This is a genomic window from Microbacterium sp. JZ70 (genome assembly GCF_053903225.1).
This window is the reverse complement of the sequence record NZ_CP096405.1, coordinates 420,452-444,843: the sequence shown is the minus strand read 5'-3', so window position 1 is coordinate 444,843 and position 24,392 is coordinate 420,452. Positions and strand designations below refer to the sequence as shown.

The 24,392-nt window shown below is 70.7% G+C and carries 23 protein-coding genes; 8 read left to right on the top strand and 15 right to left on the bottom strand.

Annotated features, from left to right (window positions below; all coding sequences use genetic code 11):
• The first annotated feature begins 47 nt into the window (after positions 1-47).
• The 3 genes from M1D46_RS01985 (at position 48) to M1D46_RS01975 (ending at position 2,737) form a co-directional block, all read left to right on the top strand.
• Positions 48-962 (top strand): MetQ/NlpA family ABC transporter substrate-binding protein, encoded by a 915-nt coding sequence (locus M1D46_RS01985; RefSeq protein WP_456286450.1) that lies wholly within the window; start codon positions 48-50, stop codon positions 960-962.
• Between the two features lie 75 nt (positions 963-1,037).
• A complete protein-coding gene (locus M1D46_RS01980; RefSeq protein ID WP_456286449.1) occupies positions 1,038-2,069 on the top strand; it encodes a methionine ABC transporter ATP-binding protein in 1,032 nt (343 codons plus the stop codon).
• A 59-nt stretch (positions 2,070-2,128) separates the two neighbouring features.
• Positions 2,129-2,737 carry a methionine ABC transporter permease gene (locus M1D46_RS01975; RefSeq protein ID WP_456287141.1) on the top strand — a complete coding sequence of 203 codons (609 nt, stop codon included), beginning with the start codon at positions 2,129-2,131 and terminating at the stop codon, positions 2,735-2,737.
• A gap of 40 nt (positions 2,738-2,777) precedes the next feature.
• On the opposite strand, the gene M1D46_RS01970 is transcribed toward M1D46_RS01975, so the two are convergent.
• Positions 2,778-3,188 (bottom strand): VOC family protein, encoded by a 411-nt coding sequence (locus M1D46_RS01970; protein WP_271172449.1) that lies wholly within the window; start codon positions 3,186-3,188, stop codon positions 2,778-2,780.
• Between the two features lie 121 nt (positions 3,189-3,309).
• On the opposite strand from M1D46_RS01970, the gene M1D46_RS01965 reads away from it, so the two are divergent.
• A complete protein-coding gene (locus M1D46_RS01965; RefSeq protein WP_456286448.1) occupies positions 3,310-3,528 on the top strand; it encodes a PLDc N-terminal domain-containing protein in 219 nt (72 codons plus the stop codon).
• A gap of 102 nt (positions 3,529-3,630) precedes the next feature.
• Here the strand turns inward: M1D46_RS01965 and argG are convergent, their stop codons facing one another.
• The 8 genes from argG to M1D46_RS01925 form a co-directional block, all read right to left on the bottom strand.
• Positions 3,631-5,049: an argininosuccinate synthase gene (gene argG / locus M1D46_RS01960; RefSeq protein WP_456286447.1), complete on the bottom strand. Its 1,419-nt coding sequence runs from the start codon at positions 5,047-5,049 to the stop codon at positions 3,631-3,633.
• Positions 5,050-5,103: 54 nt separating this feature from the next.
• Positions 5,104-5,865 (bottom strand): Pr6Pr family membrane protein, encoded by a 762-nt coding sequence (locus M1D46_RS01955; RefSeq protein ID WP_456286446.1) that lies wholly within the window; start codon positions 5,863-5,865, stop codon positions 5,104-5,106.
• Positions 5,866-5,914: 49 nt separating this feature from the next.
• Positions 5,915-6,976 carry a D-cysteine desulfhydrase family protein gene (locus M1D46_RS01950; RefSeq protein ID WP_456286445.1) on the bottom strand — a complete coding sequence of 354 codons (1,062 nt, stop codon included), beginning with the start codon at positions 6,974-6,976 and terminating at the stop codon, positions 5,915-5,917.
• Between the two features lie 254 nt (positions 6,977-7,230).
• A complete protein-coding gene (locus M1D46_RS01945; protein WP_456286444.1) occupies positions 7,231-8,280 on the bottom strand; it encodes an aldo/keto reductase in 1,050 nt (349 codons plus the stop codon).
• A gap of 49 nt (positions 8,281-8,329) precedes the next feature.
• Positions 8,330-9,058 carry an amino acid ABC transporter ATP-binding protein gene (locus M1D46_RS01940; protein ID WP_324013420.1) on the bottom strand — a complete coding sequence of 243 codons (729 nt, stop codon included), beginning with the start codon at positions 9,056-9,058 and terminating at the stop codon, positions 8,330-8,332.
• Positions 9,055-10,530, bottom strand: a complete 1,476-nt coding sequence (locus M1D46_RS01935) for an amino acid ABC transporter substrate-binding protein/permease (protein WP_324013421.1) — start codon at positions 10,528-10,530, stop codon at positions 9,055-9,057. Before M1D46_RS01935 ends, M1D46_RS01940 begins: the two co-directional genes overlap by 4 nt.
• Positions 10,531-10,784: 254 nt before the next feature.
• Positions 10,785-12,455, bottom strand: coding sequence for a DUF222 domain-containing protein (locus M1D46_RS01930; RefSeq protein ID WP_456286443.1), 1,671 nt, complete (start codon positions 12,453-12,455; stop codon positions 10,785-10,787).
• A 210-nt stretch (positions 12,456-12,665) separates the two neighbouring features.
• Positions 12,666-14,018, bottom strand: a complete 1,353-nt coding sequence (locus M1D46_RS01925; RefSeq protein ID WP_271174774.1) for a M20/M25/M40 family metallo-hydrolase — start codon at positions 14,016-14,018, stop codon at positions 12,666-12,668.
• Between the two features lie 229 nt (positions 14,019-14,247).
• Here M1D46_RS01925 and M1D46_RS01920 point away from each other — a divergent pair, with 229 nt between their 5' ends.
• The 4 genes from M1D46_RS01920 (at position 14,248) to M1D46_RS01905 (ending at position 18,214) form a co-directional block, all read left to right on the top strand.
• Positions 14,248-15,531 (top strand): adenylosuccinate synthase, encoded by a 1,284-nt coding sequence (locus M1D46_RS01920; RefSeq protein ID WP_282980546.1) that lies wholly within the window; start codon positions 14,248-14,250, stop codon positions 15,529-15,531.
• Positions 15,532-15,535: 4 nt separating this feature from the next.
• On the top strand, positions 15,536-16,375 hold the full coding sequence (locus M1D46_RS01915) for an SMP-30/gluconolactonase/LRE family protein (protein ID WP_456286442.1): 840 nt from the start codon (positions 15,536-15,538) through the stop codon (positions 16,373-16,375).
• Positions 16,376-16,460: 85 nt separating this feature from the next.
• Positions 16,461-17,885, top strand: a complete 1,425-nt coding sequence (locus M1D46_RS01910) for a lactonase family protein (protein WP_456286441.1) — start codon at positions 16,461-16,463, stop codon at positions 17,883-17,885.
• Positions 17,886-17,905: 20 nt separating this feature from the next.
• Positions 17,906-18,214, top strand: coding sequence for a chorismate mutase (locus M1D46_RS01905; RefSeq protein WP_455969735.1), 309 nt, complete (start codon positions 17,906-17,908; stop codon positions 18,212-18,214).
• Here M1D46_RS01905 and M1D46_RS01900 read toward each other — a convergent pair.
• From M1D46_RS01900 to M1D46_RS01875, 6 genes are all read right to left on the bottom strand, one after another.
• Positions 18,211-19,092 carry an RNA polymerase sigma-70 factor gene (locus M1D46_RS01900; protein ID WP_456286440.1) on the bottom strand — a complete coding sequence of 294 codons (882 nt, stop codon included), beginning with the start codon at positions 19,090-19,092 and terminating at the stop codon, positions 18,211-18,213. The two genes, M1D46_RS01905 and M1D46_RS01900, sit on opposite strands and share 4 nt — an antisense overlap.
• Positions 19,089-20,315: an NAD(P)/FAD-dependent oxidoreductase gene (locus M1D46_RS01895; RefSeq protein WP_456286439.1), complete on the bottom strand. Its 1,227-nt coding sequence runs from the start codon at positions 20,313-20,315 to the stop codon at positions 19,089-19,091. Before M1D46_RS01895 ends, M1D46_RS01900 begins: the two co-directional genes overlap by 4 nt.
• Before the next feature lie 108 nt (positions 20,316-20,423).
• Positions 20,424-21,155: a hypothetical protein gene (locus tag M1D46_RS01890; RefSeq protein ID WP_456286438.1), complete on the bottom strand. Its 732-nt coding sequence runs from the start codon at positions 21,153-21,155 to the stop codon at positions 20,424-20,426.
• Complete coding sequence (locus tag M1D46_RS01885) at positions 21,152-22,063, bottom strand: ABC transporter ATP-binding protein (RefSeq protein WP_324013437.1); 912 nt, start codon at positions 22,061-22,063, stop codon at positions 21,152-21,154. The genes M1D46_RS01890 and M1D46_RS01885 overlap by 4 nt, the downstream gene beginning before the upstream one ends.
• Positions 22,064-22,077: 14 nt before the next feature.
• Positions 22,078-22,449, bottom strand: coding sequence for a GntR family transcriptional regulator (locus tag M1D46_RS01880; protein WP_456286437.1), 372 nt, complete (start codon positions 22,447-22,449; stop codon positions 22,078-22,080).
• 123 nt (positions 22,450-22,572) lie between these two features.
• Positions 22,573-24,366 (bottom strand): ABC transporter ATP-binding protein, encoded by a 1,794-nt coding sequence (locus M1D46_RS01875; RefSeq protein ID WP_456286436.1) that lies wholly within the window; start codon positions 24,364-24,366, stop codon positions 22,573-22,575.
• Positions 24,367-24,392 lie beyond the last annotated feature (26 nt).

Sequence of the window (24,392 nt, the reverse complement as noted above, 5' to 3'; positions counted from 1 at the left end):
GCGGCGCGTCTGCCTACCGTGGAATCCCTGCACCCGAGGAGCTTCACATGGCATTCCGCATTCGCACTCTGGCACCCCTCGCCGTCGTCGGCCTCCTGGCCGTTGCCGGCTGCGCCTCCGGTGGCGGCGACGCCGCCGAAGAGCCCGCCGCGGAGACCCGCGGAACCGAGGCCGACCCGGTTCAGCTCGGCGTCGTCGGCGCGAGCGAGCCCTACTGGGCCGTCTTCGAGGCCGCGGCCGAGGAGGAGGGCATCTACGTCGACATCGTCGACTTCACCGAGTACACGCAGCCCAACCCTGCGCTCAGCGAGGGCGAGCTGGACATCAACCAGTTCCAGCACATCCTCTACCTCGCCGACTACAACGTCTCGGCCGGAGACGACCTGCAGCCCATCGGCTCGACGGCCATCTACCCGCTCGGCCTCTACTCCGACAAGTACGACAGCGTCGAGGACATCCCCGAGGGCGAGACGGTCATCGTGCCCAACGACACGACGAACCAGGCCCGCGGCCTGCTCGTCCTCCAGTCGGCGGGCCTCATCGAGCTGAAGGATGGCGGCAGCCCCTTCTCGACGCTCGAGGACGTCATCGAGGACGAGTCGCGCGTGAAGGTCGAGGGCCTGGACGCATCGCTCATCGGCACGTCGCTGCCCGACGTCGCGGCCGCGATCATCAACAACGACTTCCTGGAGAACGCCGGTCTCACCGGCGAGGACGCGATCGCGTCGGACGACCCGTCGGACCCGTCGGCGCTCCCGTACGTCAACATCTTCGCGACGCGCGCCGAGGACGTCGATGACGAGGTGCTGAACAAGCTCGTCGAGATCTACCAGACCAACCAGGACGTGCTCGACGGCGCTCAGGAGAGCGCGAGCGGCACGGCCGAGTTCGTTCAGACGCCCAAGGAGGAGCTCCAGGCGTCGCTCGAGGAGGTCCAGGAGCAGGCGCAGAGCGCCGGCTGACCGACCCCGCCGCGTTACGATACGCGGGTGGCCCGAGGCCGCCCGCGTATCGCGCTTTCCGAGAGCCGAGGAGCCATGCCGCACATCACGATCTCCGATGTCACGAAGAGCTATCCGCCGCAGCGGCGCGGCGACGGACCGGTGGTCGCCGTCGACGGCGTCTCGCTCGAGATCGAGCGGGGCGACGTGTTCGGCATCATCGGCTACTCGGGGGCCGGCAAGTCGACCCTCGTCCGGCTCATCAACGGCCTCGAGCCGGTGACGGCCGGCTCGATCGACGTCGACGGCACCGACATCACGGCCATCCCCGAGCGGCGGCTGCGTGAGCTGCGGCAGGGCATCGGCATGATCTTCCAGCGCTTCAACCTGCTGCGCTCGCGCACGATCAGCGGCAACGTCGCGTATCCGCTCGAGGTGGCGCGGATGCCCCGGGCCGAGCGCGCGAAGCGGGTCGCGGAGCTTCTCGATTTCGTCGGGCTCGCGGACAAGGCGAATGCGTACCCCGAGCAGCTCTCAGGGGGCCAGCAGCAGCGCGTCGGGATCGCCCGCGCGCTCGCCGCGAACCCGGGCATCCTGCTCGCCGATGAGGCGACGAGCGCCCTCGACCCGGAGACGACCGACGAGGTGCTCGACCTGCTCGCGCGAGTGAACCGCGAGCTCGGCATCACGATCGTCGTCATCACGCACGAGATGGATGTCATCGCGCGGATCGCGAACAAGGTCGCGGTCATGGAGCGCGGTCGGGTGGTCGAATCGGGCCCGACGTACGACGTCTTCACGCGTCCGCAGACGGAGACGGCCAAGCGCTTCGTGCGCACGGTCGTCCGCGCGCTTCCCGACGGGGACGCCCTCGCGGCGCTCCGGACGCAGCACGAGGGCCGCTTCTTCACGATCTCGTTCACGGACGAGGGCGCGTCGGAGGCCCGCGTGTTCGGCGCCCTCGCGCGAGCGGGGGTCGACTTCAACCTCGTGCACGGCGGCGTGGACGACATCCAGGGACGCGTGTACGGCCTCCTGACGATCGCCGTGCGCGGCGACGAGCAGGCCGTGCGCGGCGCTCTCGCCGAGATCGGCGACGGCGTCACGGTGACGGAGGTGGCCGCGTGAACGACATCCTGGAGCAGATCGGCGATATCTTCCCGGAGCTCGTCGAGCAGACCGGCATCATGCTGTGGCTCGTCGCGGCCTCGCTCGTCATCGGCGGGATCGCGGGCCTCGTCGTGGGCACAGCGCTCTTCGTCACGCGTCGCGGCGGCGTGCTCCAGCAGCCCGTCGTCTACTGGGTGCTGAACCTGCTCGTCAACACGTTCCGCCCGATCCCGTTCATCATCTTCCTCGCGGCGCTGCAGCCGCTCGCGCGCTATGTGATCGGAATCGGGATCGGCAACGCCGCGGTGATCTTCGCGATCTCGATCGCCGCGACGTTCGGCATCGCGCGGATCGTGGAGCAGAACCTCGTCACGGTCGACACCGGGGTGATCGAGGCGGCCCGCTCGACCGGCGCCGGTCCGTGGCGCATCATCCTCACCGTGATCCTGCCCGAAGGACTCGGCCCGCTCGTGCTGGGCTACACCTTCGCCACGATCGCGATCATCGACATGTCGGCCGTCGCGGGCATGATCGGCGGCACGGGCCTGGGCAACTACGCCATCGCCTACGGCTATCGTCAGTTCGACCCGGTCGTGACCGTCGGCGCGCTCGTGATCATCATCATCGTGACGCAGCTCGTGCAGGCGATCGGCAACGGTCTCGCGCGGCGCATCCTGCGGCGCTGAGGCGGGCCGCCGAAGCGCCGGAGGCCCGCCTCGGAGGTCGTCAGGCTCCGCTGTTGACCATCCACTGCACGCCGAAGCGGTCGGACAGCATGCCGAACCAGTCACCCCACGGCGCCTGCTCGAAGGGAACGACCACGCTGCCGCCGTCGGCCAGCTTCTCGAAGATGCCGCGGAGCTCCTCGGCGTCGCCGTCGAAGATCGTGACCGACAGGTTCGCGCCCTCGTCGCGGGGCATGCCGGTCGGGGTGTCCGAGGCCATGAGCGTGAAGCCGTTCTCGAGCTCGAGCTGGCCGTGCATCACCTTGTCGGCATCGGCCTCATCGAGCTCCGGGCTGGGGTACTCGCTCATCTTCGAGATGTTGAGCGTGCCGCCGAGCACGCTCTGGTAGAACTCCAGCGCCTCCGCGGCGTTGTCGACGAAGCTGATGTAGGGCGAGATCTTGAAGGCCATGGGATGTCCTCTCTCCGCCGGGCCCGCTGCCCGGATCCGAGATGAGGATGGCACGGGGCGCCGACATCCGGAAGGCCGTCTCGTGAACGCATCGCGACGCGACCCGACCTAGGGTGAGGCCATGGACATCCTCGGCATCATCGGCGTGATCGGGATCGGTGTGGCCGGCCTCATCTGGCTGGGCGCGATCATCTACGCCATCGTGAAGACCATCGCCGACCCCGCCATCGGCGGTGTGCTCAAGCTGCTGTGGATCATCGTGATCCTGGCGTTCCCGCTCGTGGGGCTCATCATCTGGGTCATCGCGCACGACCGGATCAACGCGAGCATCCGGCGCTGATCCGGTACGTCGAAGCGGCCCCTCCGATCGGAGGGGCCGCTTCGTGCATTTCGACTCGCTGCGCTCGCTCAATGACCGGGCAGCTCGCTGCGCTCGCCTGGCTCAGTCCGTGCCGGTGTCGAACGCGGCGGACTCGCCCGCGGCGTCGAGCGCCTCGTCGCCCTCCGTGCCGGCCGTGATCTCCTCGGCCTCGCCCTTCTCGAGGGCGCCGATGAGCTCGCCGGTCGTGCCGCCGATGAGGCCACGCGAGACGTAGCCCTCGAGGCGCGAGCGCGAGTCGGCGATGTCGAGGTTGCGCATGGTGAGCTGGCCGATGCGGTCGGTCGGGCCGAACGCGGCGTCGCCGACGCGCTCCATGGAGAGCTTCTCGGGTGCGTACGACAGACCGGGGCCCTCGGTCGCGAGGATCGTGTAGTCCTCGCCGCGGCGCAGGCGCAGGGTGACGGTGCCGGTGATCGTCGATCCGACCCACTTCTGGATGGACTCGCGCAGCATGAGCGACTGCGGCTCGAGCCAGCGGCCCTCGTACATGAGACGGCCGAGGCGGCGACCCTGCTCGTGGTACGTCGCGAGAGTGTCCTCGTTGAGGATGCCGTTCACGAGGCGCTCGTAGGCGATGAAGAGGAGCGCCATGCCCGGCGCCTCGTAGATGCCGCGCGACTTCGCCTCGATGATGCGGTTCTCGATCTGGTCGCTCATGCCGAGGCCGTGGCGGCCGCCGATGCGGTTGGCCTCGAAGACGAGCGCGACCGGGTCGGAGAACTCGACGCCGTTGAGGGCGACGGGGCGGCCGGCGTCGAACGTGACCGTGACGTCCTCGGTCTCGATCTCGACGGCCGGGTCCCAGAAGCGGACGCCCATGATGGGCTCGACGGTCTCGAGCGAGACATCGAGCTCCTCGAGGGTCTTCGCCTCGTGGGTGGCGCCCCAGATGTTCGCGTCGGTCGAGTACGCCTTCTCCGCGGAGTCGCGGTAGGGGTAGTCGTGCGCGACGAGCCATTCGCTCATCTCCTTGCGCCCGCCGAGCTCGGAGACGAACTGCGCGTCGAGCCACGGCTTGTAGATGCGCAGGCGCGGGTTGGCGAGCAGGCCGTAGCGGTAGAAGCGCTCGATGTCGTTGCCCTTGTAGGTCGAGCCGTCGCCCCAGATGTCGACGCCGTCCTCCTTCATCGCGCGCACGAGCAGCGTGCCCGTGACCGCGCGCCCGATGGGCGTCGTGTTGAAGTAGGTCCGACCCGCCGAGCGGATGTGGAACGCGCCGCACGCGAGGGCCGACAGACCCTCCTCGACGAGCAGCGGCTTGCAGTCGATGAGGCGCGAGGCCTCCGCGCCGTAGGTCAGGGCGCGGCCGGGGATCGACTCGATGTCGTCCTCATCGGGCTGCCCGAGGTCGCCGGTGTAGGTGAACGGGATGGCGCCCTTGTCGCGCATCCACGCGACCGCGACGGAGGTGTCGAGACCCCCGGAGAAGGCGATGCCGACGCGCTCGCCGACGGGGAGGGATTCCAGGACCTTCGACATGCTCTCCATCCTAGAGCCGCGCGGCTCCCCGCCCGATTCGGCCGCCATCCGGCGCTACGCGATCGGCGTGCGCTCCTCGGGGAGCCGGCCGGCGGCCATCCGCTCGGTCGCCGTGCGCGCTGCGCGCCAGCGCCCCACGCCGATGACGGCCGCGCCGATGACGCCCATGGCCGCGGCGATGCCGACGATGTACAGCGCGACCCCGCCGTATCCGCCCTGGAGGTGCGGATCGAGGAACGGATACGGGTACCACCAGGGGTTGCCGGTCGCCGGCCCCGTGATCGCGTTCGCGCGGACCAGCGTGTACACGGCCCAGACGACGGGGAAGGCGATCACGACGGCCAGCGCGCGCCAGGGCAGGGCCCCGCGTCGCGGGGCGACGAGCACGTCGGCGAGCAGGAAGAGCGGGCCGACGACGTGGAGCACCTCGTTCGCCCACGCGACCGAGGTCGTCGGGTCCTCGATGCCGCGAAGGAGGATGTTGTAGACGACGCCCGTCACGATCATGTACGTCGAGACGCAGGCGAGCAGAAGTGACAGTCCGGCGGGCTCGCGGCGGCCGTCGCGACCGCGGGTCCACGTCCAGATCGCGGCGACCACGAGCAGGATGGCGCTCGAGAGGTTCGACTCGATCGTGAAGTAGCTGAAGAAGTTCGAGATCACGGTCGGCAGGTGAGACGCGTGCGGCTCCGTCTTCGTCAGCGCGTTGCCGACCGTCCGCGAGAACTGCGCAGCGGTCGCCGAGACCAGGGCGATCGCGGTCGCGATGCGCGCGATCTGCCATGCCGTGGTCCAGGCGCGCGAATCTGCGGTCATGCCGCCGAGACTATCCGCCGGGCGGGGCAGGGCGGGAGCACCGCGCGGCTCAGCTCGAGAACGCCTCCGTGAGCGCGGGAGCGTGCGCGAACAGCGCAGGAGCGCCGCCCGTGTGCAGGAACAGCACGTCCTCGTCGTCGGAGTACGCGCCGGAGCGGACCCCGGCGATGAGCGCGGCCGCCGCCTTCCCCGTGTAGACCGGGTCGAGGAGGATGCCCTCGGTGCGCGCGAAGAGCTGGATGGCCTCGGTGCCGCCCTCGGTCAGGACCCCGTAGCCCGGGCCGATGTGCGCCGCGTCGAGCCAGGGCGACTCCGCGGGCTCGCGCCCGAAGAACCCGAGCACCTCGCGCGAGATCCACTCGACGGTGTCGGTCAGGGCGTCGACCTCGGGCGAGACGGCGACGCCGTGGATCCGCGGGCGACCGGCGCCGGGAAGCAGCTCACGGGCCGCGAGGAGGCCCGCGTGCGTGCCGCCGCTTCCGTTCGCGAAGACGATCTCGTCGAAGGTGCGGCCGCTGTCGGCGAGCTCCGCGTACGACTCGAGGTAACCGAGGGCGCCGACCGGCGTCGAGCCTCCTGTCGGGATGAGGTACGGCCTGAGGCCGTCCTGCCGGAGCTGCGCGACGACCGCGTCGGCTGCCGCGATCTCGGGGTGCGCGTCATCCGCCGTCTCCTCGACGAGCACGACCTGCGCCCCGAGCGCCCGGTCGAGGAGCACGTTGCCCGAGCCGCGGTACTCGGGCGTCGCGTCGCCGGGCACCCGCAGCACGAGGACGCACTCGAGCCCCGCTTTGGCCGCGGCGGCCGCCGTCTGGCGGGCGTGGTTCGACTGGCCGGCGCCGACCGTGACGAGCACGTCGGCGCGGTGCTGCCGTGCATCGGCGAGGAGGTACTCGAGCTTGCGCGTCTTGTTGCCGCCCAGTGCGAGACCCGTCAGGTCGTCGCGCTTGACCCAGAGCCGCGGACCGCCGCCCAGCTTGTCGCGCAGCCGGTCGAGCGGCTGCAGGGGCGTCGGCGCGACCGCGAGATCCTCGCGCAGGGTGCGGAGGTCTCGGATGGCCGGATCCGCGACGTCGAGGAAGAGCGGGTCGAGGAGCGCATCGGCGGTCATGCCCGTCAGCATAGGCGGCATCGTCAGGGGATTCCGAGCGTTCCCTGCGACCTCATCAGGCTCCGCGCAGGCCGTTCTGAGCCCGCACAGGGGCGCCGCTGGGGCGCCGCCTGTTCTCTGGATGCCTGGATGCAGGGTGCATCCGGGGAGGAGGCATCATGGAAGCGATCCTGCAGGCGCTCGTCGCCCTTCCGCTCATCGCGGTCGTCGCGGCGCTCGCGCTGGAGCCGCTCGTCGACGAACGGGCCTGACGGTCAGGTGGTCGGCCGCGGGTTCTGCGGAGCGCCCGGCTGCTCGCGGCCATCCGAGACCCACAGCGGGTCGAACGAGCGGTGCGCCGTGACCCGGTCTGCGATGCCGTCGAGTCGCGCGACGACGTCGGGGTCGAGGCGCACCCCGACGGCGCCGAGGTTCTCGTCCACGCGGTCGGCGAAGCGGGTGCCGGGAATGGGCACGACCGGGAGCCCCAGCTGCTCGCCCTTCGCGGCGAGCCAGGCGAGCGCGAGCTGTGCGGGTGTCACGCCGGCGTCGGCCGCGAGGTCGCGCACCTCGGCGAGGATCGGCGCGTTGGCTGAGAGTGCCTCGGGCGCGAAGCGCGGGAACTTCGGCCGCCCGTCGCCCTCGACCATCGCCGCGGCGTCGAACGCGCCGGTGAGCCACTGCCTGCTGAGCGGGGAGTATGGCACGAAGCCCACGCCGAGCTCGCGCGCTGCCGAGACGACGTGCGCTTCGACGTCGCGGCTGACGATGCTCCACTCGCTCTGCACGGCGGCGATCGGATGGACCGCAGCGGCCCGGCGCAGCTCGTCTCCGGTGGGCTCCGAGAGGCCGATGTGCAGGACCTTGCCCTCCTGCACGAGCTCAGCGAACGCGCCGACGGTCTCCTCGATGGGCACGTTCGGGTCGACGCGGTGCTGGTAGTAGAGGTCGACGTGGTCGGTGCCGAGGCGGCTGAGACTCAGGTCGATCTGCTCGCGGATGTGGGCGCGGTCGCCGCGCACAGACCTCTCGCCGATGCGGCCGCCGGGCACGATGCCGCACTTCGTCGCGAGCTGCACCTCGTCGCGGCGCGTGGCGAGGAGCCGCGAGATGATGCGCTCGCTGCGGCCCTCGCCATAGACGTTCGCGGTGTCGATGAACGTCACGCCGGCATCGACCGCGTGCGTGAGCGTGCGGAGGGCGTCGTCATCGGAGATCGGGCCGTACACGTCGGTGAGGGACATGCCGCCGTATCCCTGCGGTGAGACGCGCAGGCCGTCTCCGAGCTCGACGAGGGCGGATGTCCGGGTGTCGGTTGCGCTCACGAACGCGAGCGTACCGGCCATCCGCCCCCGTCGGGGCCGTCGAATGCGGTCAGAGCACCTTCGAGAGGAAGTCCTTGAGCCGCTCGTTCCTCGGGTTGCCGAACAGCTCGGCGGGCGGTGCGGCCTCGACCACGACGCCCCCGTCCATGAAGACCGTGCGGTGCGAGACCTCGCGCGCGAAGCCCATCTCATGCGTGACGAGCACCATCGTCATGCCGCCCGCGGCGAGGTCGCGGATGACCTGCAGCACCTCGCCGACCATCTCGGGGTCCAGGGCGCTCGTCGCCTCGTCGAAGAGCATGACCTCGGGGTCCATCGCGAGCGCGCGGGCGATGGCGACGCGCTGCTTCTGCCCACCCGACAGCGACGCGGGACGAGCGTTCGCCTTCTCGGCCAGCCCGACCCGCTCGAGCAGCGCGAGCGCGCGCTCCTTCGCCTGAGCCTTGGTCATGCGTCCCAGCTCGACGGGAGCGAGCGTGATGTTCTCGAGCACCGTCATGTGCGGGAACAGGTTGAAGTGCTGGAACACCATGCCGATGCGCTGACGCACGTCGTCGAGCTTGACGCTCTTGTCCATGAGGTCGACGCCGTCGATGATGACGTGGCCGGCCGTGGGCTCCTCGAGCTTGTTGAGGCAGCGCAGCAGCGTCGACTTACCCGACCCGGAGGGCCCGATGACGGCGACGACCTCGCCTTCAGCGACCGCCAGGTCGATGCCCTTGAGGACCTTGTTGTCGCCGAACGACTTGTGGAGGTCCTTCACGACGATCTTGCTCATGCGTTGAACTTCCTCTCGAGGCGGTTCGCGAGAACCGTGAGCAGGGTGATGACGACGAAGTAGATGACGGCGACGATGGTCAGGACCTGCGCCGACAGGTAGGTGCTCGCGATGATCTGGCGCGACTGGAAGGTCAGCTCGGCGAGGCCGATGACGCTGAGGAGCGACGTGTCCTTGAGCGTGATGATGCCCTGGTTGACGAAGGAGGGGATCATGATGCGGAACGCCTGCGGGAGGACGACCTTCTGCATCGTCTTCGCGTGGCCGAGGCCCAGCGACCGCGACGCCTCCGCCTGACCGGGGTCGACGGCCTGGATGCCGCCGCGGATGACCTCGGTCATGTACGCGCCGGTGTTGAGCGAGAGGGTGATCGCGCCCGCGACGAACGGGTTGAACTGCAGCCCGGGGAAGAGCTGCGGCACGGCGAAGAAGACGAAGAACGCCTGCACGAGGATCGGCGTGCCACGGAAGACGTACACGTAGGCCGTGGCGATCCAGCGGTACGGCGCGATCTTCGAGATGCGGCCGAAGCCGAACACGATGCCGAGCACGAAGGCGGCGATGATCGCGATGATCGTCGACAGGATGGTCAGCCAGAGGCCCTCCATGAGGGCGGGCCAGTACTTCGCGGCGACGGAGAAGATATCCGCGGGTGCCGCCGCGTCACTGCCCGTGCCGATGTAGGTGTCGAGGATCTCGTCGTACTCGCCCGACTCCTGGAGGTTCGCGAGACCGGCGTTGAACATCTCGATGAGCTCGCCGTTCTCGCCCTTGTTGACGGCCATGCCGTACTCGCCGCCGAGCTCGGGCTCGCCGACCAGCTCGAAGCCCGATCCCTGCTGGATGCCGTACGCGAGCACCGGGTAGTCCTCGAAGTACCCGACGGCCTGGCCGGCCTTGACGGCATCGACCATGTCGGTCGTGTCCTGGTAGGGGCTCACGCGGAAGCCGTACTGGTCCTTGATCTCCTCAGCGAAGGTCTGGCCCTGCGTGCCGGTCTTCACGGCGACGGTCTCGCCCTCGAGATCCTCGTACGACTCGATCGGGCTGCCCTCGAGGACGCCGAGCTGGATGCCGCCGGTGAAGTAGGGGTCGCTGAAGTCGAAGGTCTCCTGGCGCTCAGGGGTGATCGACATGCCCGCCATGACGGCGTCGACCTGGTTGGCCTGAAGAGCCTGCACGGCCGCGTCGAAGCCGAGCTGTCGGATCTCGACCTCGAAACCCTGATCCTCGGCGATGGCGCGCAGGAGGTCCATGTCGATGCCGACGAGGTCGCCGTCGCTGTTCGTGAACTCGAATGGCGCATACGTGGTGTCGGTGCCGATGACGTAGGTCTCGCCCTCTTCGGCGGCCGTTGCGGCGGACGCGCCGCCCAGGAGGGAGACGACGGCGATCGCGGACGCGATGAGAGCCGTCCCCGCCCGCCGGCCTGCCGTGCGCAGCCGGGCCGCGCGGTCGGTGATCTGATGCACGATGTGTGTTCTCCTCGTGGTGGACTCGCCCGGCCCTGCGGGCGGCCGGCGACCCTCCACCCTAAACCGTGGCCTGCCCGGCCAGCGAGAGAAGGAAGCCGGATCGTTCACCGCGCACGCTCGAGCGCGACAGGCCGCGGCCGTTCGAGGTGCGGAGCGGGCGGCGGCTTGAGGTGCGAAGCGGCGGCTTGAGGTGCGAAGCGGGCGGTTCGAGGCGCGAAGCGGGGGAGCGGCTCGCGGTGCACCGTGGTGGGTCAGGTGCGGATGCGGGTGAGGGTGCGGCGGATGCGGGTGCGTATGCGGGTGGCGGATCCTTGTGCGGGGCGGGGTGTGCAGTCGCGGTCGATCCATCGGGGCGGGACGATGTAGGGCACGCCGTGGTGCATGTGGATGGTCCAGCCGGAGGTGTCGAGGTGGTGGTGGTGCCACCAGCAGAGCAGGACGCCGTTGTCGGTTTCGGTGGGTCCGCCTTGGGTGCGGTCTTGGACGTGGTGGATCTCGCACCAGGCGGCGGGGATGGTGCAGCCGGGGATGATGCAGTCTCCGTCGCGGGCGACGATGGCTTTGCGTTGGGTGGGGGTGAAGCAGCGTTGGATGCTGCGCAGCTCGAGGATGCGCCCTTCGGGGGTGAAGACGGCGCGGAGGATGTCGCCGGTGCATCCGATCCGGCGGGCCACGGTGGCGGGGACGGGCGCGTCGACCCCGTCGAGGTGCGCGATGCCGCGCCGGCCGGTGTCGGTGTCTGTGGTGGTGAGGTCGTCGGCGGTGATGTGGATCATGACGGTGGGGGCGGCGCCGCCGAGGGCGGGGGTCTCTGCGGCGCGTGAGGCGGCCTGGATCATCGCGAAGAACGCGTCGTGCCGCTTCTGCCCTGGTGAGCGGGTGTCCGGCATGACCGGACCCAACTCCGCGCCATCCGCGCCCGCGCCGATGCCGTCGTCGGGTCCGGCATCGTCCGCGGCCTTCCCTCCCGCGTCAACGTCTCCGTCCCCGCTGTCCGGCCCGCCGCCCGCGTCGCCGCCGCGGGTTTCGGTGAAGGTGACGTTGCGGGCGGGGTTGGTGTGGGCGGAGAGGAGGTTCTGCAGGAGGGCGCCGGCTTCGGGGACGAGGGTGCCGTTGACCCGGAAGGCTCCGCTGGGCAGGGGTGTGAGGGTGAGGGTGCGGTCGCGTTCGGGCCGGTCGGGGTCGGGTTCGGTGCCGTCGGCGGTGAGCACGTCGATCCACGCCTGCGCGTGCACGTTCACCACCGACAGCGGCGGGACCGGCGCGAGCTCCTCCAGCGGATCCCGCCCCGCCATCGCGTCCGCGTCGCCGACGCCCGCCTCCATACCCGTGTCCGTGTCGGGGCCGGTGTCCGTGTCGGTGTCGGTGTCCGTGTCGGGGTCGGTGTCGGGGGTGATGGTGCCGGTGGCGAGGGCGACGAGGTGGCGTTCCATGAGCTCGACCCGGTCGGGGTGCCCGCCGCCGCGGCGGGCGGTGTCGACGGCCTTCACGATCCCCGCGGCCGCTTCCGCGCCGAGCAGTCCGGACGCGAGCCCGGCGGCCACGTGCACGCACCGGGGATCGAGGTCCTGCCCGGTCAGGGTGGTGCGGGTGCGGGTGGCCTCATCCAGCCGCACCCGCCCGCGCAGCTCCCGGTTCGACGCCCCGGTGAGCCGTTCGAGCAGCTCGAGCCCGGTGCGGCACCCGTACCGGGCCGCGAGCGGGTCGTCGTCACCGCGGCGGGAGCGGGCATCGATCTCTCCCGCGACCCGGGTGCGCAGCGCATCGAGCGTGCGCCCGAGGTGGTCGACCTCCCCCGCGAACGCGATCAGGTCCGCGTCCGTCACCCCACGCACGCCCTCGGCCAGGCCTTCCAGCCGCGTCAGCGCTTCCCGGACCGCCGCGCCCGGGAAGAGAGGTTCGAATCCTGGCTCCTTCGCCATACATTCAGCATAGAACAGCGATACGACGAACGCAACACTTTTCTTCTCCTGATCGGGATGTTTCTCCGACGCGCGCTAGCACACACCACCGACATCCACCCAGCACACCAAGCGACAGGCGCACCAAGCGACAGCACACCAGACGACAGCCCACCAAACAACGCCGCACCTCGGCGCGCAGCCGCGTGCGCAAGGGAGATGCGGGTGCGCTCAGCGCTTGACGCGCACGCCGTGATCGCGCCCGAGGAACTCGCGCACGACGTGGTCGATCGCGTCCACCGTGAGGTCGAGCGACTCGAGGTCGATGCGCTCGTTGTGCCCGTGGAAGAGGGTGCGGAACTTGCCGTAGTCCCAGCGGTCGCTGAGCACGCCGAAGCCGTAGGCCGGCACGCCGCGCAGGCGGTAGAAGCGCCCATCCGTGCCGCCCGCGGCGAGCATCGGCAGCAGGTCGGCGTCGGGGCGCGCGCGCCGGACTGCCCCGCGCAGCACGTCGAAGAGAGGAGTGTCGGTGGGCGAGACGGTCGACTGCACGAACTCGTCGCCCTCGATGCGCACGTTCTCGAGCAGGTCGCCGAGCGCCTCGCGCAGATAGCCGTCGACATCCGCCGCGTCGACATCGGGGAGGACGCGGATGTCGAGACGCACGGTCGCCTCGCCGGGGATCACGTTGAGCTTGTCGCCCGCGTGCACGACGTTCGGCGAGATGGTCGTGTGCGTCGACGCGTGCGCGAACCCCTGCAGCAGGCCGGTCGCGGGCAGGCCCTCGTAGAGGCGCTCGGGATCCTGCAGCTTCGCGGTCGTCTCCGCGTCGAGCTCGAGCGCGTCGGCGTACGCGTGCCACTGCGGCGTGATCACGGTCGGCGTGCGGAACCGCGCGATGCGCGCGACGGCCTCGGCCGCGATGACCGCGGCGTTGCGCGACCCCCACGGGGCTGATCCGTGGCCCGGGACGCCCGTGACGCGCAGCGTGCGCGGCGCCTGGCCCTTCTCGCCGATCATGATGCCGATCGCGGGCTTGCCGCCGGCCGGGGCGCCGCCCGACTCGGTCAGCACGTAGTCGGCGTCGATGAGGTCGAGCCGGTGCTCGGTGAGCCAGCCGGCGCCGTAGTGGCCGCCGTTCTCCTCATCGGCGACGGCGGCGAAGACGAGGTCGCCGCGCGGGCGGAACCGCTGCCGTGCGATCTCCCGCGTGACGACGGCGTAGGCCGCCGTGAGGTTGAGCATGTCGATCGCGCCGCGGCCCCACAGCACGCCGTCGACGATCTCGCCGCCGAACGGATCGCGCTCCCAGCCGGCCTCCTCGACGGGCACGACGTCGGTGTGCCCGAGAAGGGCGAGGGACGGCGCGTGCGGGTCGGTGCCCGGGATGCGGATGATGAGGCTCCCGCGGCCCGGGTGCGGCTCGACGACGACGCCGTCGAGCCCGGATCCCTCGAAGAAGCTCTGCAGGGTGCGCACCTGGCGGATCTCGTGGCCGGAGTCCGGGCGGCCGTCGTTCACCGCCGCGTTGCGGATCATCTCCTGCAGAAGCTGAGCCGTCTGCAGCCCGAGGCGCGCGCTCATCGCGCCGCCGCCATCCGCGCCGGCTGGAGAGGGAGGTTCCACATGCGCATCCCCTCGACGGTATCGGAGAACGCTGGCAATCCCGAGGCCGATGACGCCCCGTGGCAGCTCAGCGGGCGCCGCGGACCGGCCCCGATAGGATGGCCAGGGAGAGCGCCGCGGCACACGCACGCCTCCGCCGGGAGCCGTTCCGGGCATCCGGGCACAACGACCCATCAGGGGGTATTCCATGCCGGGCATCGTGATCGTGGGCGTCCAGTGGGGCGACGAGGGCAAGGGCAAGGCGACCGATCTGCTCGGCGAGCGGACCGACTGGGTCGTCAAGTTCAACGGCGGCAACAACGCCGGGCACACCGTCGTCATCGGCGACGAGAAGTACGCCCTGCACCTCCTGCCCTCCGGCATCCTGAGCCCCGGTGTGAACCCCGTCATCGGCAACGGCGTCGTCATCGACCTCGAGGTGCTCTTCGCCGAGCTCGACGCGCTGTCGGCGCGCGGCATCGACGTCTCGAAGCTCCGCGTGAGCGCGAACGCGCACATCATCACGCAGTACCACCGCACTCTCGACAAGGTCACCGAGCGCTTCCTCGGCAAGCGCCAGATCGGCACGACGGGGCGCGGCATCGGCCCCGCCTACGCCGACAAGATCAACCGCGTCGGCATCCGCGTGCAGGACCTGTTCGACGAGAGCATCCTCCGCCAGAAGGTCGAGGGCGCGCTCGAGCAGAAGAACCACCTGCTCGTGAAGGTCTTCAACCGGCGCGGCATCACGTGCGACGAGATCGTCGAGGACCTCCTGTCGTACGCCGAGCGCCTGCGCCCGATGGTGTGCGACACCGGCCTCCTCCTCAACCAGGCGCTCGACGCCGGCGAGGTCGTGGTGTTCGAGGGCGGCCAGGCCACCATGCTCGACATCGACCACGGCACCTACCCGTTCGTGACGTCGTCGTCGGCGACCGCGGGCGGAGCCGCGACCGGATCGGGCGTCGGCCCCGGCCGCCTCGACCGCATCGTCGGCATCGTCAAGGCCTACACGACGCGCGTCGGGTCGGGCCCGTTCCCGACCGAGCTCTTCGACGAGCAGGGCGACTGGCTGCGTGCGGCCGGCTTCGAGTTCGGCACGACGACCGGGCGCCCGCGCCGGGTGGGCTGGTACGACGCCCCCATCACGCGCTACGCGACCCGCATCAACGGCATCACCGACCTCGTCCTCACGAAGCTCGACATCCTCACGGGGCTCGAGAAGATCCCCGTGTGCGTCGCGTACGACGTGAACGGCGAGCGCTTCGACGAGGTGCCGGTCAACCAGAGCGACTTCCACCACGCGACGCCGATCCTCGAGCACTACGCGGGCTGGAGCGAGGACATCTCGTCGGCGCGCACGTTCGAGGACCTGCCGCAGACCGCGCAGGACTACGTGCTCGCGCTCGAGGAGATGAGCGGCACGCGCATCTCGGTCATCGGCGTCGGCCCCGGTCGCGACCAGGTGATCGTGCGCCACGACCTCATCTGAGCGCGTGATCGCCGCGGGCGCCGCGCTCGAGCGGCTCTGGACGGGCGGAACCTGGTGCGAGGGGCCGCTGTGGATCCCCGACGAGAGCTGCGTGCGCTGGAGCGACATCCCGGGCGACCGCATCCTCCGGTGGGATGCGGCGACCGGCGACGCGACCGAGCACCGCACGGGCGTCGAGTTCACGAACGGGCGCGCGCTCGATCGGGACGGCAGCGTCGTGCAGTGCTCGCACGGCCGTCGGCGGCTCGAGCGTGAGCGGGCGGATGGCACGGTGTCGGCTCTCGCGGACGGATACGACGGCGTGCGGCTCAACTCCCCGAACGACGTCGCCATCGCCGCGGACGGCGCGTACTGGTTCACGGACCCCGACTACGGCATCACGCAGCCGCTCGAGGGGCACCCGGGCGAGCGAGGGTACGGGGCGTGCTGGGTGTTCCGGCTCGGTCCCGACGGCACGCTCGCGCCCGTCGTCCGCGACCTCGACCGCCCCAACGGCATCGCGTTCTCGCCCGACGGCGCGATCCTCTACGTGACCGACACGGGTGCCGCCCCTGCGATCCATGCCTACGACGTCGAGGGCAGTGCGGTGGGGGACGGCCGTCGCTTCGCGGCACCGGCCGTGGGCCACTCCGACGGCATCGCGATCGACGTCGACGGCCGCGTGTGGTCGTCGGCCGGCGACGGCGTGCACGTGTACGAGCCCGACGGCCGCGAGTCGGCCTTCATCGCCGTGCCCGAGGTCGTGTCGAACGTGTGCTTCGGCGGCATCGACCGCGACGAGCTCTTCATCACGGCGACGGCGAGCCTCTACCGCATCCGCACGGCGACCCGCGGGGCGGCGTAGCCCACACGGCCAGCCGCGGGGCGGCATAGCCCGCGCGTCACCCGTCCGGCAGCGGGGAGGCGCCCCGGCGCGAGAGGATGGCCACATGAAGTTCTGGATCGGCGGCTGGGGCCCTGCGCAGGGCGGGGAGTCCGAGGGCATCTCGCTCATCACGGCGGGGGAGGCGGAGTCGCCGCTCGCCGGAGGCATGCTCGCCGACCGCGGCCTCGCCGCGCGCGCCGAATCGGCGTCGTGGCTCGCCGCTCATCCGACCCGCGACGTCGTCTACGCCGCGCTCGAGGCGGACGGCCGGATCGCCGCGTTCACGCGGACGGGGGAGGTCTCCCTGACACCGCACGGCGACGCCGTCGAGGCGGGAGCCGCCGTGTGTCATCTCGCGGTCGCCGCCGACGGCTCGCACCTCATCGCGTCGTGCTGGGGCGATGGACGAGTCGTGCACGTCCCGCTGCGTCCGGACGGAACGCTCGCTGCACCGACGCTCGGCGCAGCGGCCGCCGACCCGTATGCCGCGGCACCCGAGCCCGACCTCGGCGCCGCGCTCGAGGGCGAGGGCACGGTGGAAGTGAAGGACCTCCTGGCGCAGGGTGCCGAGCCGACCGACATCGCGGCCCTCCTCGCGGGTGAGCAGAGCGCGCAGCCGTCATGGGAGGGCGCGATGGACCTGCGCGCCCTCGTCGAGGGCGACGCCGACCCGAGCCGGATCGCCTCGATGCTCGCGGGGAACACGGAGGACGACGGTCTGTCAGGCCTCCTCGCCGCGCTCGGTCAGGGCGCGTCCGACCCGTTCGACGACCCCGCCGTGCGCGACCTCCTCGCGAAGCGCGACGACGACGGCGGCCTCGAGACGCTCCTCCGAGACGCGCGCGCCGCGGATGGCGACCCGGAGGCGGGCGGCCGCGCGCCATCCGAGCCCCGGCCGTCCCGCGCGCATTCGGCGCTCTTCCTGCCCTGTGGGCTCGTCGCGACGACCGACCTCGGCTACGACCTCGTGCGCTTCTGGCGGCACTCGGCGCGCGGGCTCGCGCCGCACCACGAGGTCGTGCTCCCGTTCGGCACCGGGCCGCGGCACATGGTGCTGCACCCGAGCGGTTACCTCTACGTGCTCACCGAGTTCTCGGGCGAGGTCTTCGTGCTCGGGCGCGATCGGGATGGTCGCTGGGCGCTGCGCGGCGGATCGCCCGCGTCGGGCGCATCGCTCGCCGGCGACACCGGCGCCGAGCTGGCCCGCTCGCGCGACGGCGAGTTCCTCTACGCGGGCCTGCGCGGCAGCGACACGATCGCCGTGCTGAGGGTGCGAGGCGACGGCGGCTCTCTCGATCAGGTCGCGCTCGTCGAGGCGGGCGTCGTGACGCCGCGGCACCACTTCGTCGGGCGCGACGCTCTGCTCGTCGCGGGCCAGGGGTCGAGCGAGATCGTCTCGCTCCCGCTCGACACGCGCACGGGCGTGCCCTCCCGGCCGCGGCACCGCCTGCCGCTGGCGACGCCGACGCACCTCCTGCCCACGCGCTGAGGGCCGGTACCCTCGATGGCATGAGCCTGAACGACGAGGAAGCCCGCGCCGAGCTGCTGCGCCTGCGCGCCAGCATCGACAACATCGACGCCGCGCTCGTCTACATGCTCGCCGAGCGCTTCCGCTGCACGCAGCAGGTCGGCCGCCTCAAGGCCGAGCACGCCCTCCCGGCGTCCGACCCGAAGCGCGAGGAGCAGCAGGTCGCGCGGCTGCGTGCGCTCGCCGAGGCCGCGCACCTCGACCCCGAGTTCGCCGAGAAGTGGTTCAACTTCGTCGTCGCCGAGGTCATCCGCCACCACGAGGCCGCGGCCGAGCAGCGCCAGAGCTAGCGCGAGAGCGCCGTCTCGGTCGCGATGCGCGAGAGCTTCTCGGGGTTCCGCACGTAGTAGAGCCCCGTGACGAGCCCGTCCTCGACGCGCAGGGCCAGGGCTCCGTCGACCTCCCCGTCGACCGACAGCAGCAGCGCCGGCGTGCCGTTGAGGTCGGCGGGCGCCGAGGTCAGCACCCCGCCGTGCTTCGCCATGCCGCCCGTGAGCAGCCGCACGACGCGGTCGGCGCCCACGATCGGGCGCACCGCGGCCTGCTTCCGGCCGCCGCCGTCGGCGATCATGACGACGTCGGGCGCGAGCACGTCGAGCAGCGCCTGGAAGTCGCCGGCCTCGATCGCCCGCTGCATCGCCGCGACGGCGACGCGCGCCTCGCGCATCGACACGGTCTGCCGGGGGCGGCGGGCCTCCACGTGCGCCCGCGCGCGATGCGCGATCTGGCGGATGGCCGCGGGCGACTTGTCGAGCGACTCGGCGATCTCGGCGTAGTCGAACCCGAACGCCTCCCTCAGCACGAACACGGCCCGCTCGGTGGGGGCGAGCGTCTCGAGCACGACCATGAGCGCCATCGACACGCTCTCGGCGAGCTCGACATCTTCGGCCACGTCGGGGGTCGTCCGCAGCGGCTCGGGCAGCCACTCGCCGACATAGGTCTCCTTGCGGCGGCTCAGCGTCCGGATCTGATCGAGAGACAGGCGCGTGACGATCCGCACGAGGTACGCGCGCTCATCGCGAACCTCGTTTCGGTCCACACCCGACCAGCGCAGCCAGGCCTCCTGCAGCACGTCCTCGGCGTCTGCGGCCGAGCCGAGCATCTCGTACGCGACGGTGAAGAGCAGGTGGCGGTGGCGGACGAACGCCTCGGTCGCTGGAACGCTCATGCCGCGCTCGCCGCCGGGCGCTCGCCGGTCTCGCGGAGCCGGCTCGCGCCATCCGCCGCCGCTCGCACGCGCTCGGCCCGCCGGCCGTCCTTGACCGGCCAGCGGTGCGTGCCGGGGCGGCGCGCCTCGGCCCTGATCTGCGAGATCGGGCTCTTGCACGCCTCCTCCTTGAGGAGCGCGCCGAGCCGGCCGGGCACGTGCAGCCGGATGGCGGTGTCGTCGAAGCGCGCGAACTGGAACACGCCGAAGCGGCGCCCGAGGCTCACGCACATCGCCGCGATGCCGCGGTCGAAGCCGGCTGGCGTGCCTCCCGCGATCCGCTGCAGCACCGTGTCGGCGGCGTGCGACCCGAGCGGCAGCGCGGCCTGGCAGCTCATCCGCAGCGGCGCGCCCTGCGGCGAGGCCGCGTCGCCGGTCGCGACGATGCGGTCGTCGTCGATGCTCGTGAGCGTCTCGTCGGCGAGCAGTCGGCCGTCCGCGTCGGTCGAGAGGCCGCTGCGGCGCGCGAGATCCGAGGCGGCGAAGCCCGCGGTCCAGATCGTGACCGCGCTCGGCGTCGAGCGCCCGTCGGCGAGCTCGACGGATGCGCGCGTCACGCGCACGGCGGTCGTCCCCTCGAGCAGCTGCACACCGAGGCTCTCGAGACGGCGGCGGATGGTCCGGCGCGCGCTCTCGTGGCTGTACGGGCTGAGAACGCGCCCGCACACGAGCGTCACGCGGCGGCCGAGCTCGGCGAGCTCCGCGGCGGTCTCGATGCCGAGCGGACCCGAGCCCACGACGACGAGGGGCGCGTCGACGGGAGTGCTCCGGAGTGCCGCGCGCACCCGCTCGGCCTCCTCGAGCGTCGCGAGCGGGAGTGCGTGCTCTGCGGCGCCGGGCACCTCGAGCGGCCCGCTCGTGCTGCCCACGGCGTAGACGAGGTAGTCGTACGCGAGCGGCTCGCCCTTCTCGAGCACGAGCCGTCGGCGGGGCGCGTCGATCTCGGTCACGGTGTCGACGACGAGGCGGACCCGCTTCGCGAGCAGGTCGCCGAAGTCGACGACGGCGTCATCCGATCCGCCCACGAGCTGGTGAAGGCGCACCCGCTCGACGAAGCGATCGCGCGCGTTCACGAGCGTCACCGCCACGTCGTCGCGGCGAGTGAGGCGGTTCGCCGCCAGCACTCCCGCGTAGCCGCCGCCGATGACGACGACCTCGGTCCTGCGTCCCGTCACGTTCCCCATGATGCCTCCTCTGTCGAGCCTTCGACATGGAGACGCCGGCGGGGGCGGATGTGTGACAGGACGCGGCGATGGCCGCCTCCCTCGGGAAGCGGCCATCGCCATCCGCGGTCAGGCGGGCATCCGCCGCAGCGTCGCGTACGACCCCGCCGCGAGCACCGCGCCGAGCAGCAGGCCCCACAGCGACAGCCCGACGGCGCCGCTCTCGACGATCCAGGCCCCGACCTCGGGCCAGGCCTGCTGCCACGTGATGAGCGCGGCGACGCCCACGAGCAGGAGCACCGAGGCGAGGATCGCGGCCGTCAGCATGGCGGGCCCGAACCGCTTGTAGATCGTCGCGAACCAGAAGCCGACCGTGAAGAACAGCATCGTCAGGACGAAGAACGTGAAGCCGGCGCCGAGGGCACCCGCCTCCCACACCCAGTCGAGGTATGCGAAGTAGCCGTTGACCCCGTATCCGCCGGTCGCCTGCTCGAAGAGGCCGATGGCGACGAACACCGCCGAGAGGCCGAGCGCGCTCACGGCCGCGGCGATCATCGAGCCGAGGAAGAACTCGCGCCGCGTGAGGCTCATCGCCTGCGAGAACGGGAAGGTGAGCGTCATGGCGTACGCGCCCACCACTGCGAAGTACCACATCGGGGCCTGCGATCCGCCGCCGTACTTGGGGCCGTCGACGCCGGCGCCCGCGAGGATCAGGTACACGAGCAGGGTCACGAGCCACGCGCCGCCGAGCACCATCAGCGGCACCCAGATGAAGGTCTGCGTGTTGATGAACTGCAGGCGCACGACCTTGAGCGTGCGGCCGTGCGGCGTGACGTGCTCGGGGGTCGAGAGAGCGGTCATCGGAGTGCTCCTTCCTGGGCGCCGGCGCCGGCGTGCGCGGAGGTGCGCTGCGTGCGCCGGACGATGAGCTGCTGCAGGGAGACGGGGGCGAGGTCGAGGCCGGCCGCCGCGAGCTCGGCCCGCTCGGCGTCGTCGATCGGGCCGAGGAAGGTGACCGAGGTCACGCGGCCGAGGCTCTCGCGGTGGATGACCTCCCGGCCGCGGATGGCCGCCTCCACAGCCGCGGCGTCGCCGACCACGTTGGTGGCCTGCGCGCGGGCGTCGTCGGTCGACTCGTCCATGATGATGCGGCCGTCGTCGATCACGAGCACGCGCTCGATGAGGTTGGCGACCTCGTCGATCAGGTGGCTCGAGAGGAGGATCGTCCGCGGGTGCTCGGCGTAGTCGGCGATCAGCCGGTCGTAGAAGATCTGCCGCGCGACCGCGTCGAGCCCGAGATAGGGCTCGTCGAAGAACGTGATCTCGGCGCGCGAGGCGAGCCCGATGATGACGCCGACGGCCGAGAGCTGGCCGCGGGAGAGCTTCTTGATCGTGCGCTTGAGCGGCAGCTGGAAGTCGTCGACGAGGGCGTCGGCGAAGTCCTGATCCCAGTGCGGGAAGAACAGCCGCGCGGCGGCCAGCGCGTGACGCGGGGTCGCGTCGTCGGGGTACTTCTGGCTCTCCCGCACGAAGCACATGCGGCTGAGCACGTGCGCGTTCTCGTAGGGGCGCTCGCCGAAGACGCGCACCTCGCCGCTCGTGGCGAAGTTCTGGGCCGTGAGGATCGACATGGCGGTCGTCTTGCCGGCGCCGTTGCGGCCGAGGAAGCCGTAGATCGTGTCCTTCTCGATGTCGAAGCTGACATCGTCGAGGGCGAGCTTGTCCTTGTAGCGCTTGGTGAGGTTCCGGACCTCGATGACGGGGTTCATGGTGTCCTTCTCGATCACGAAGAGGCGGTCTGGGCGGCGTGCTCGCGCACGAGGTCGGCGACGTCGTCGGGCCCGAGCCCGAGCTTGCGGGCTTCGACGAGCAGGGGCTGCACGTAGCGGTCGGCGAACGCGCTGCGCCGCTCGCCGAGCAGCAGCTCGCGCGCCCCCGGGCAGACGAACATGCCGATGCCGCGGCGCTTGTAGAGAACTCCCTTGTCGACGAGCATGTTCACTCCCTTCGCGGCGGTCGCCGGGTTGATCCGGTAGAAGGCGGCGAGCTCGTTCGTGGACGGCGCCTGCGCCTCTTCGGCGAGGCTCCCGTCGACGATCGAGTCCTCGACCTGCTCGGCGATCTGCACGAACAGGGGCTTGCCTTCTTCGATCACGGCGACCTCCGGTTGGTCGGTTAGTTACTCGACTAATGAACCATGGAAGCGGGCGCGCGTCAACCCCCTCTTCGAGAGGGATCTCGGATGGCAGCGGTCAGCGGCGATGCGTTGTCGCGCGGATCAGCGGAACTGCAGGGACCACAGGTGTGCGTATCTACCGTTTCGCTGGACGAGCTCGTCGTGCGTCCCGACCTCGGTGATCCGCCCTCGTTCGAGCACGACGATCCGGTCGGCGCGTCGGATGGTTGAGAGTCGGTGGGCCACGACGAGGGTCGTGCGTCCGAGCATCAGTCGATCGAGGGCTTCTTGAACCTGGATCTCGGATTCGGAATCTAACGCGCTCGTGGCCTCGTCGAGGATGAGCACCCGTGGGTCCCGGATGAGCGCGCGCGCGATGGAGAGGCGTTGCCGCTGGCCGCCGGACAATCGTGCCCCACGCTCGCCGACCGTCGTGTCCCATCCGTGCGGCATGGATGCCACGATGTCCGCCGCGTTGGCATCTCGAAGGGCATCCCGCACGCGGTCGTCGGATACCTCGCCGAGGCCGTACGTGACGTTCTCACGGATCGAGCCCTCGAAGAGCACGGATTCCTGCGGGACGACTGAGACACGTCGCCGTACCGAGCGCAGGTCGAGCGTCTGCATGTCGACGCCGTCAAGGAGCACCTGCCCTCCGGAGGGCCTGACGAAGCCGAGGACGGTGTTGACCAGCGTAGATTTGCCGGACCCCGACGCCCCGACGAACGCGACGGTTTCGCCAGGGTGGATGTCGAGCGTGATGTCGTCAAGGGCGGGGGCAGCCTGCTCGTCGAAGTGGACCGACACCCGCTGCAGGCGGAAGCCGCCCTCGATGTCGTCGACCTGACGCTTGCCCTCGTTGAACTCCAGGTCCGGCTCGTCGAGCACCTCGGCGATGGACGTCATCGACTCGCGCCCGCGGGTGATGACGGGCATGAAGTTCAGCACGGTCAGCACCGACGTGGTGAGGGTCGTGAAGTAGGTCCCGAGCAGGACGACCTGGCCGGGGGTGATCGGCAGCGCGTCCGAGACGCTCATTGCCGCGGCCGCGAGCAGGCAGCCCATAGCGAGGACCTGCATGGTCACCCAGCTCATCGCGCCGAAGTGGCCGTTGACCATGTCGAGGGAGATGCCGCGATCGCGCACGATCTCGGCATCCGCAGTCACACGCTTGATCGAGACGGACTCAAGGCCGTGCGCCCGGGTGATCGGCATGAGCGTCGCCATCTCGCCGACCCGTCGGGAGTAGCGCTCCATCTGGCGACGGAACTCCTCGTTCGTGCGCTGGGCGCGTCGTCGCATGATCCACCAGACGAGCAGGCCGGTAGGAACCGTCAGAGCATAGACCGGTAGGAATTGCGGGACGTTTATGGCAGTCATGACGACGGCTCCGGTGAACACCACGGTCGCACCGCCGAGCGGATTGCCGATCTGGCTGTACATGAGCTCGACGTTTTCGACGTCGCGCACGACCTTGCTCTGCATGACCGCCGCGCTCGTCCGACCGAAGTAGCCGATCGACACTGACTGCAGCCTGGCGGTGATCGCGGCCCGGAGGCTGAGGGCAATCTGGCGCACCATTGTCATATACAGCCGTGTGAACAAGATGTGGGTCGGATAGACCTGCAGCAGGGCGACGGCGGCTACCACGGCGAGCCAGACGATGGACGTGAGGGGGCCGCGCTTGACGACGACGTCGACGGCCTGAGCTGTCACGACGGGGAGTAGCCAGTTCGGAGTGTCCTTCACCAGGAACACGAGGATGATCAGGGAGAGCCGACCCCTGTACGGTCGAAGCAGCCCGATGAGGGTCCGTGGTGACTGCGATGGATCGATGGGGATTGCAGCAGTGTGCACGGCGTCGGGCTCCGGGGAAGCGTTTGCGTGAAGGGGCAACTGCCCACGCTATTGCGCGAGGGCTC

Bases quoted from the DNA above. Each gene is read 5' to 3' on its own strand.
- argG (WP_456286447.1), bottom strand. From the start codon at position 5,049: ATGTCGAAGGTCCTGGAATCCCTCCCCGTCGGCGAGCGCGTCGGCATC.
- M1D46_RS01900 (WP_456286440.1), bottom strand. From the start codon at position 19,092: ATGAGCGTTCCAGCGACCGAGGCGTTCGTCCGCCACCGCCACCTGCTC.
- M1D46_RS01885 (WP_324013437.1), bottom strand. From the start codon at position 22,063: ATGAACCCCGTCATCGAGGTCCGGAACCTCACCAAGCGCTACAAGGAC.
- M1D46_RS01965 (WP_456286448.1), top strand. From the start codon at position 3,310: ATGGACATCCTCGGCATCATCGGCGTGATCGGGATCGGTGTGGCCGGC.
- M1D46_RS01955 (WP_456286446.1), bottom strand. From the start codon at position 5,865: ATGACCGCAGATTCGCGCGCCTGGACCACGGCATGGCAGATCGCGCGC.
- M1D46_RS01910 (WP_456286441.1), top strand. From the start codon at position 16,461: ATGAAGTTCTGGATCGGCGGCTGGGGCCCTGCGCAGGGCGGGGAGTCC.
- M1D46_RS01940 (WP_324013420.1), bottom strand. From the start codon at position 9,058: ATGAGCAAGATCGTCGTGAAGGACCTCCACAAGTCGTTCGGCGACAAC.
- M1D46_RS01950 (WP_456286445.1), bottom strand. From the start codon at position 6,976: ATGACCGCCGATGCGCTCCTCGACCCGCTCTTCCTCGACGTCGCGGAT.
- M1D46_RS01920 (WP_282980546.1), top strand. From the start codon at position 14,248: ATGCCGGGCATCGTGATCGTGGGCGTCCAGTGGGGCGACGAGGGCAAG.
- M1D46_RS01970 (WP_271172449.1), bottom strand. From the start codon at position 3,188: ATGGCCTTCAAGATCTCGCCCTACATCAGCTTCGTCGACAACGCCGCG.
- M1D46_RS01925 (WP_271174774.1), bottom strand. From the start codon at position 14,018: ATGAGCGCGCGCCTCGGGCTGCAGACGGCTCAGCTTCTGCAGGAGATG.
- M1D46_RS01905 (WP_455969735.1), top strand. From the start codon at position 17,906: ATGAGCCTGAACGACGAGGAAGCCCGCGCCGAGCTGCTGCGCCTGCGC.
- M1D46_RS01980 (WP_456286449.1), top strand. From the start codon at position 1,038: ATGCCGCACATCACGATCTCCGATGTCACGAAGAGCTATCCGCCGCAG.
- M1D46_RS01985 (WP_456286450.1), top strand. From the start codon at position 48: ATGGCATTCCGCATTCGCACTCTGGCACCCCTCGCCGTCGTCGGCCTC.
- M1D46_RS01930 (WP_456286443.1), bottom strand. From the start codon at position 12,455: ATGGCGAAGGAGCCAGGATTCGAACCTCTCTTCCCGGGCGCGGCGGTC.
- M1D46_RS01975 (WP_456287141.1), top strand. From the start codon at position 2,129: ATGCTGTGGCTCGTCGCGGCCTCGCTCGTCATCGGCGGGATCGCGGGC.
- M1D46_RS01895 (WP_456286439.1), bottom strand. From the start codon at position 20,315: ATGGGGAACGTGACGGGACGCAGGACCGAGGTCGTCGTCATCGGCGGC.
- M1D46_RS01890 (WP_456286438.1), bottom strand. From the start codon at position 21,155: ATGACCGCTCTCTCGACCCCCGAGCACGTCACGCCGCACGGCCGCACG.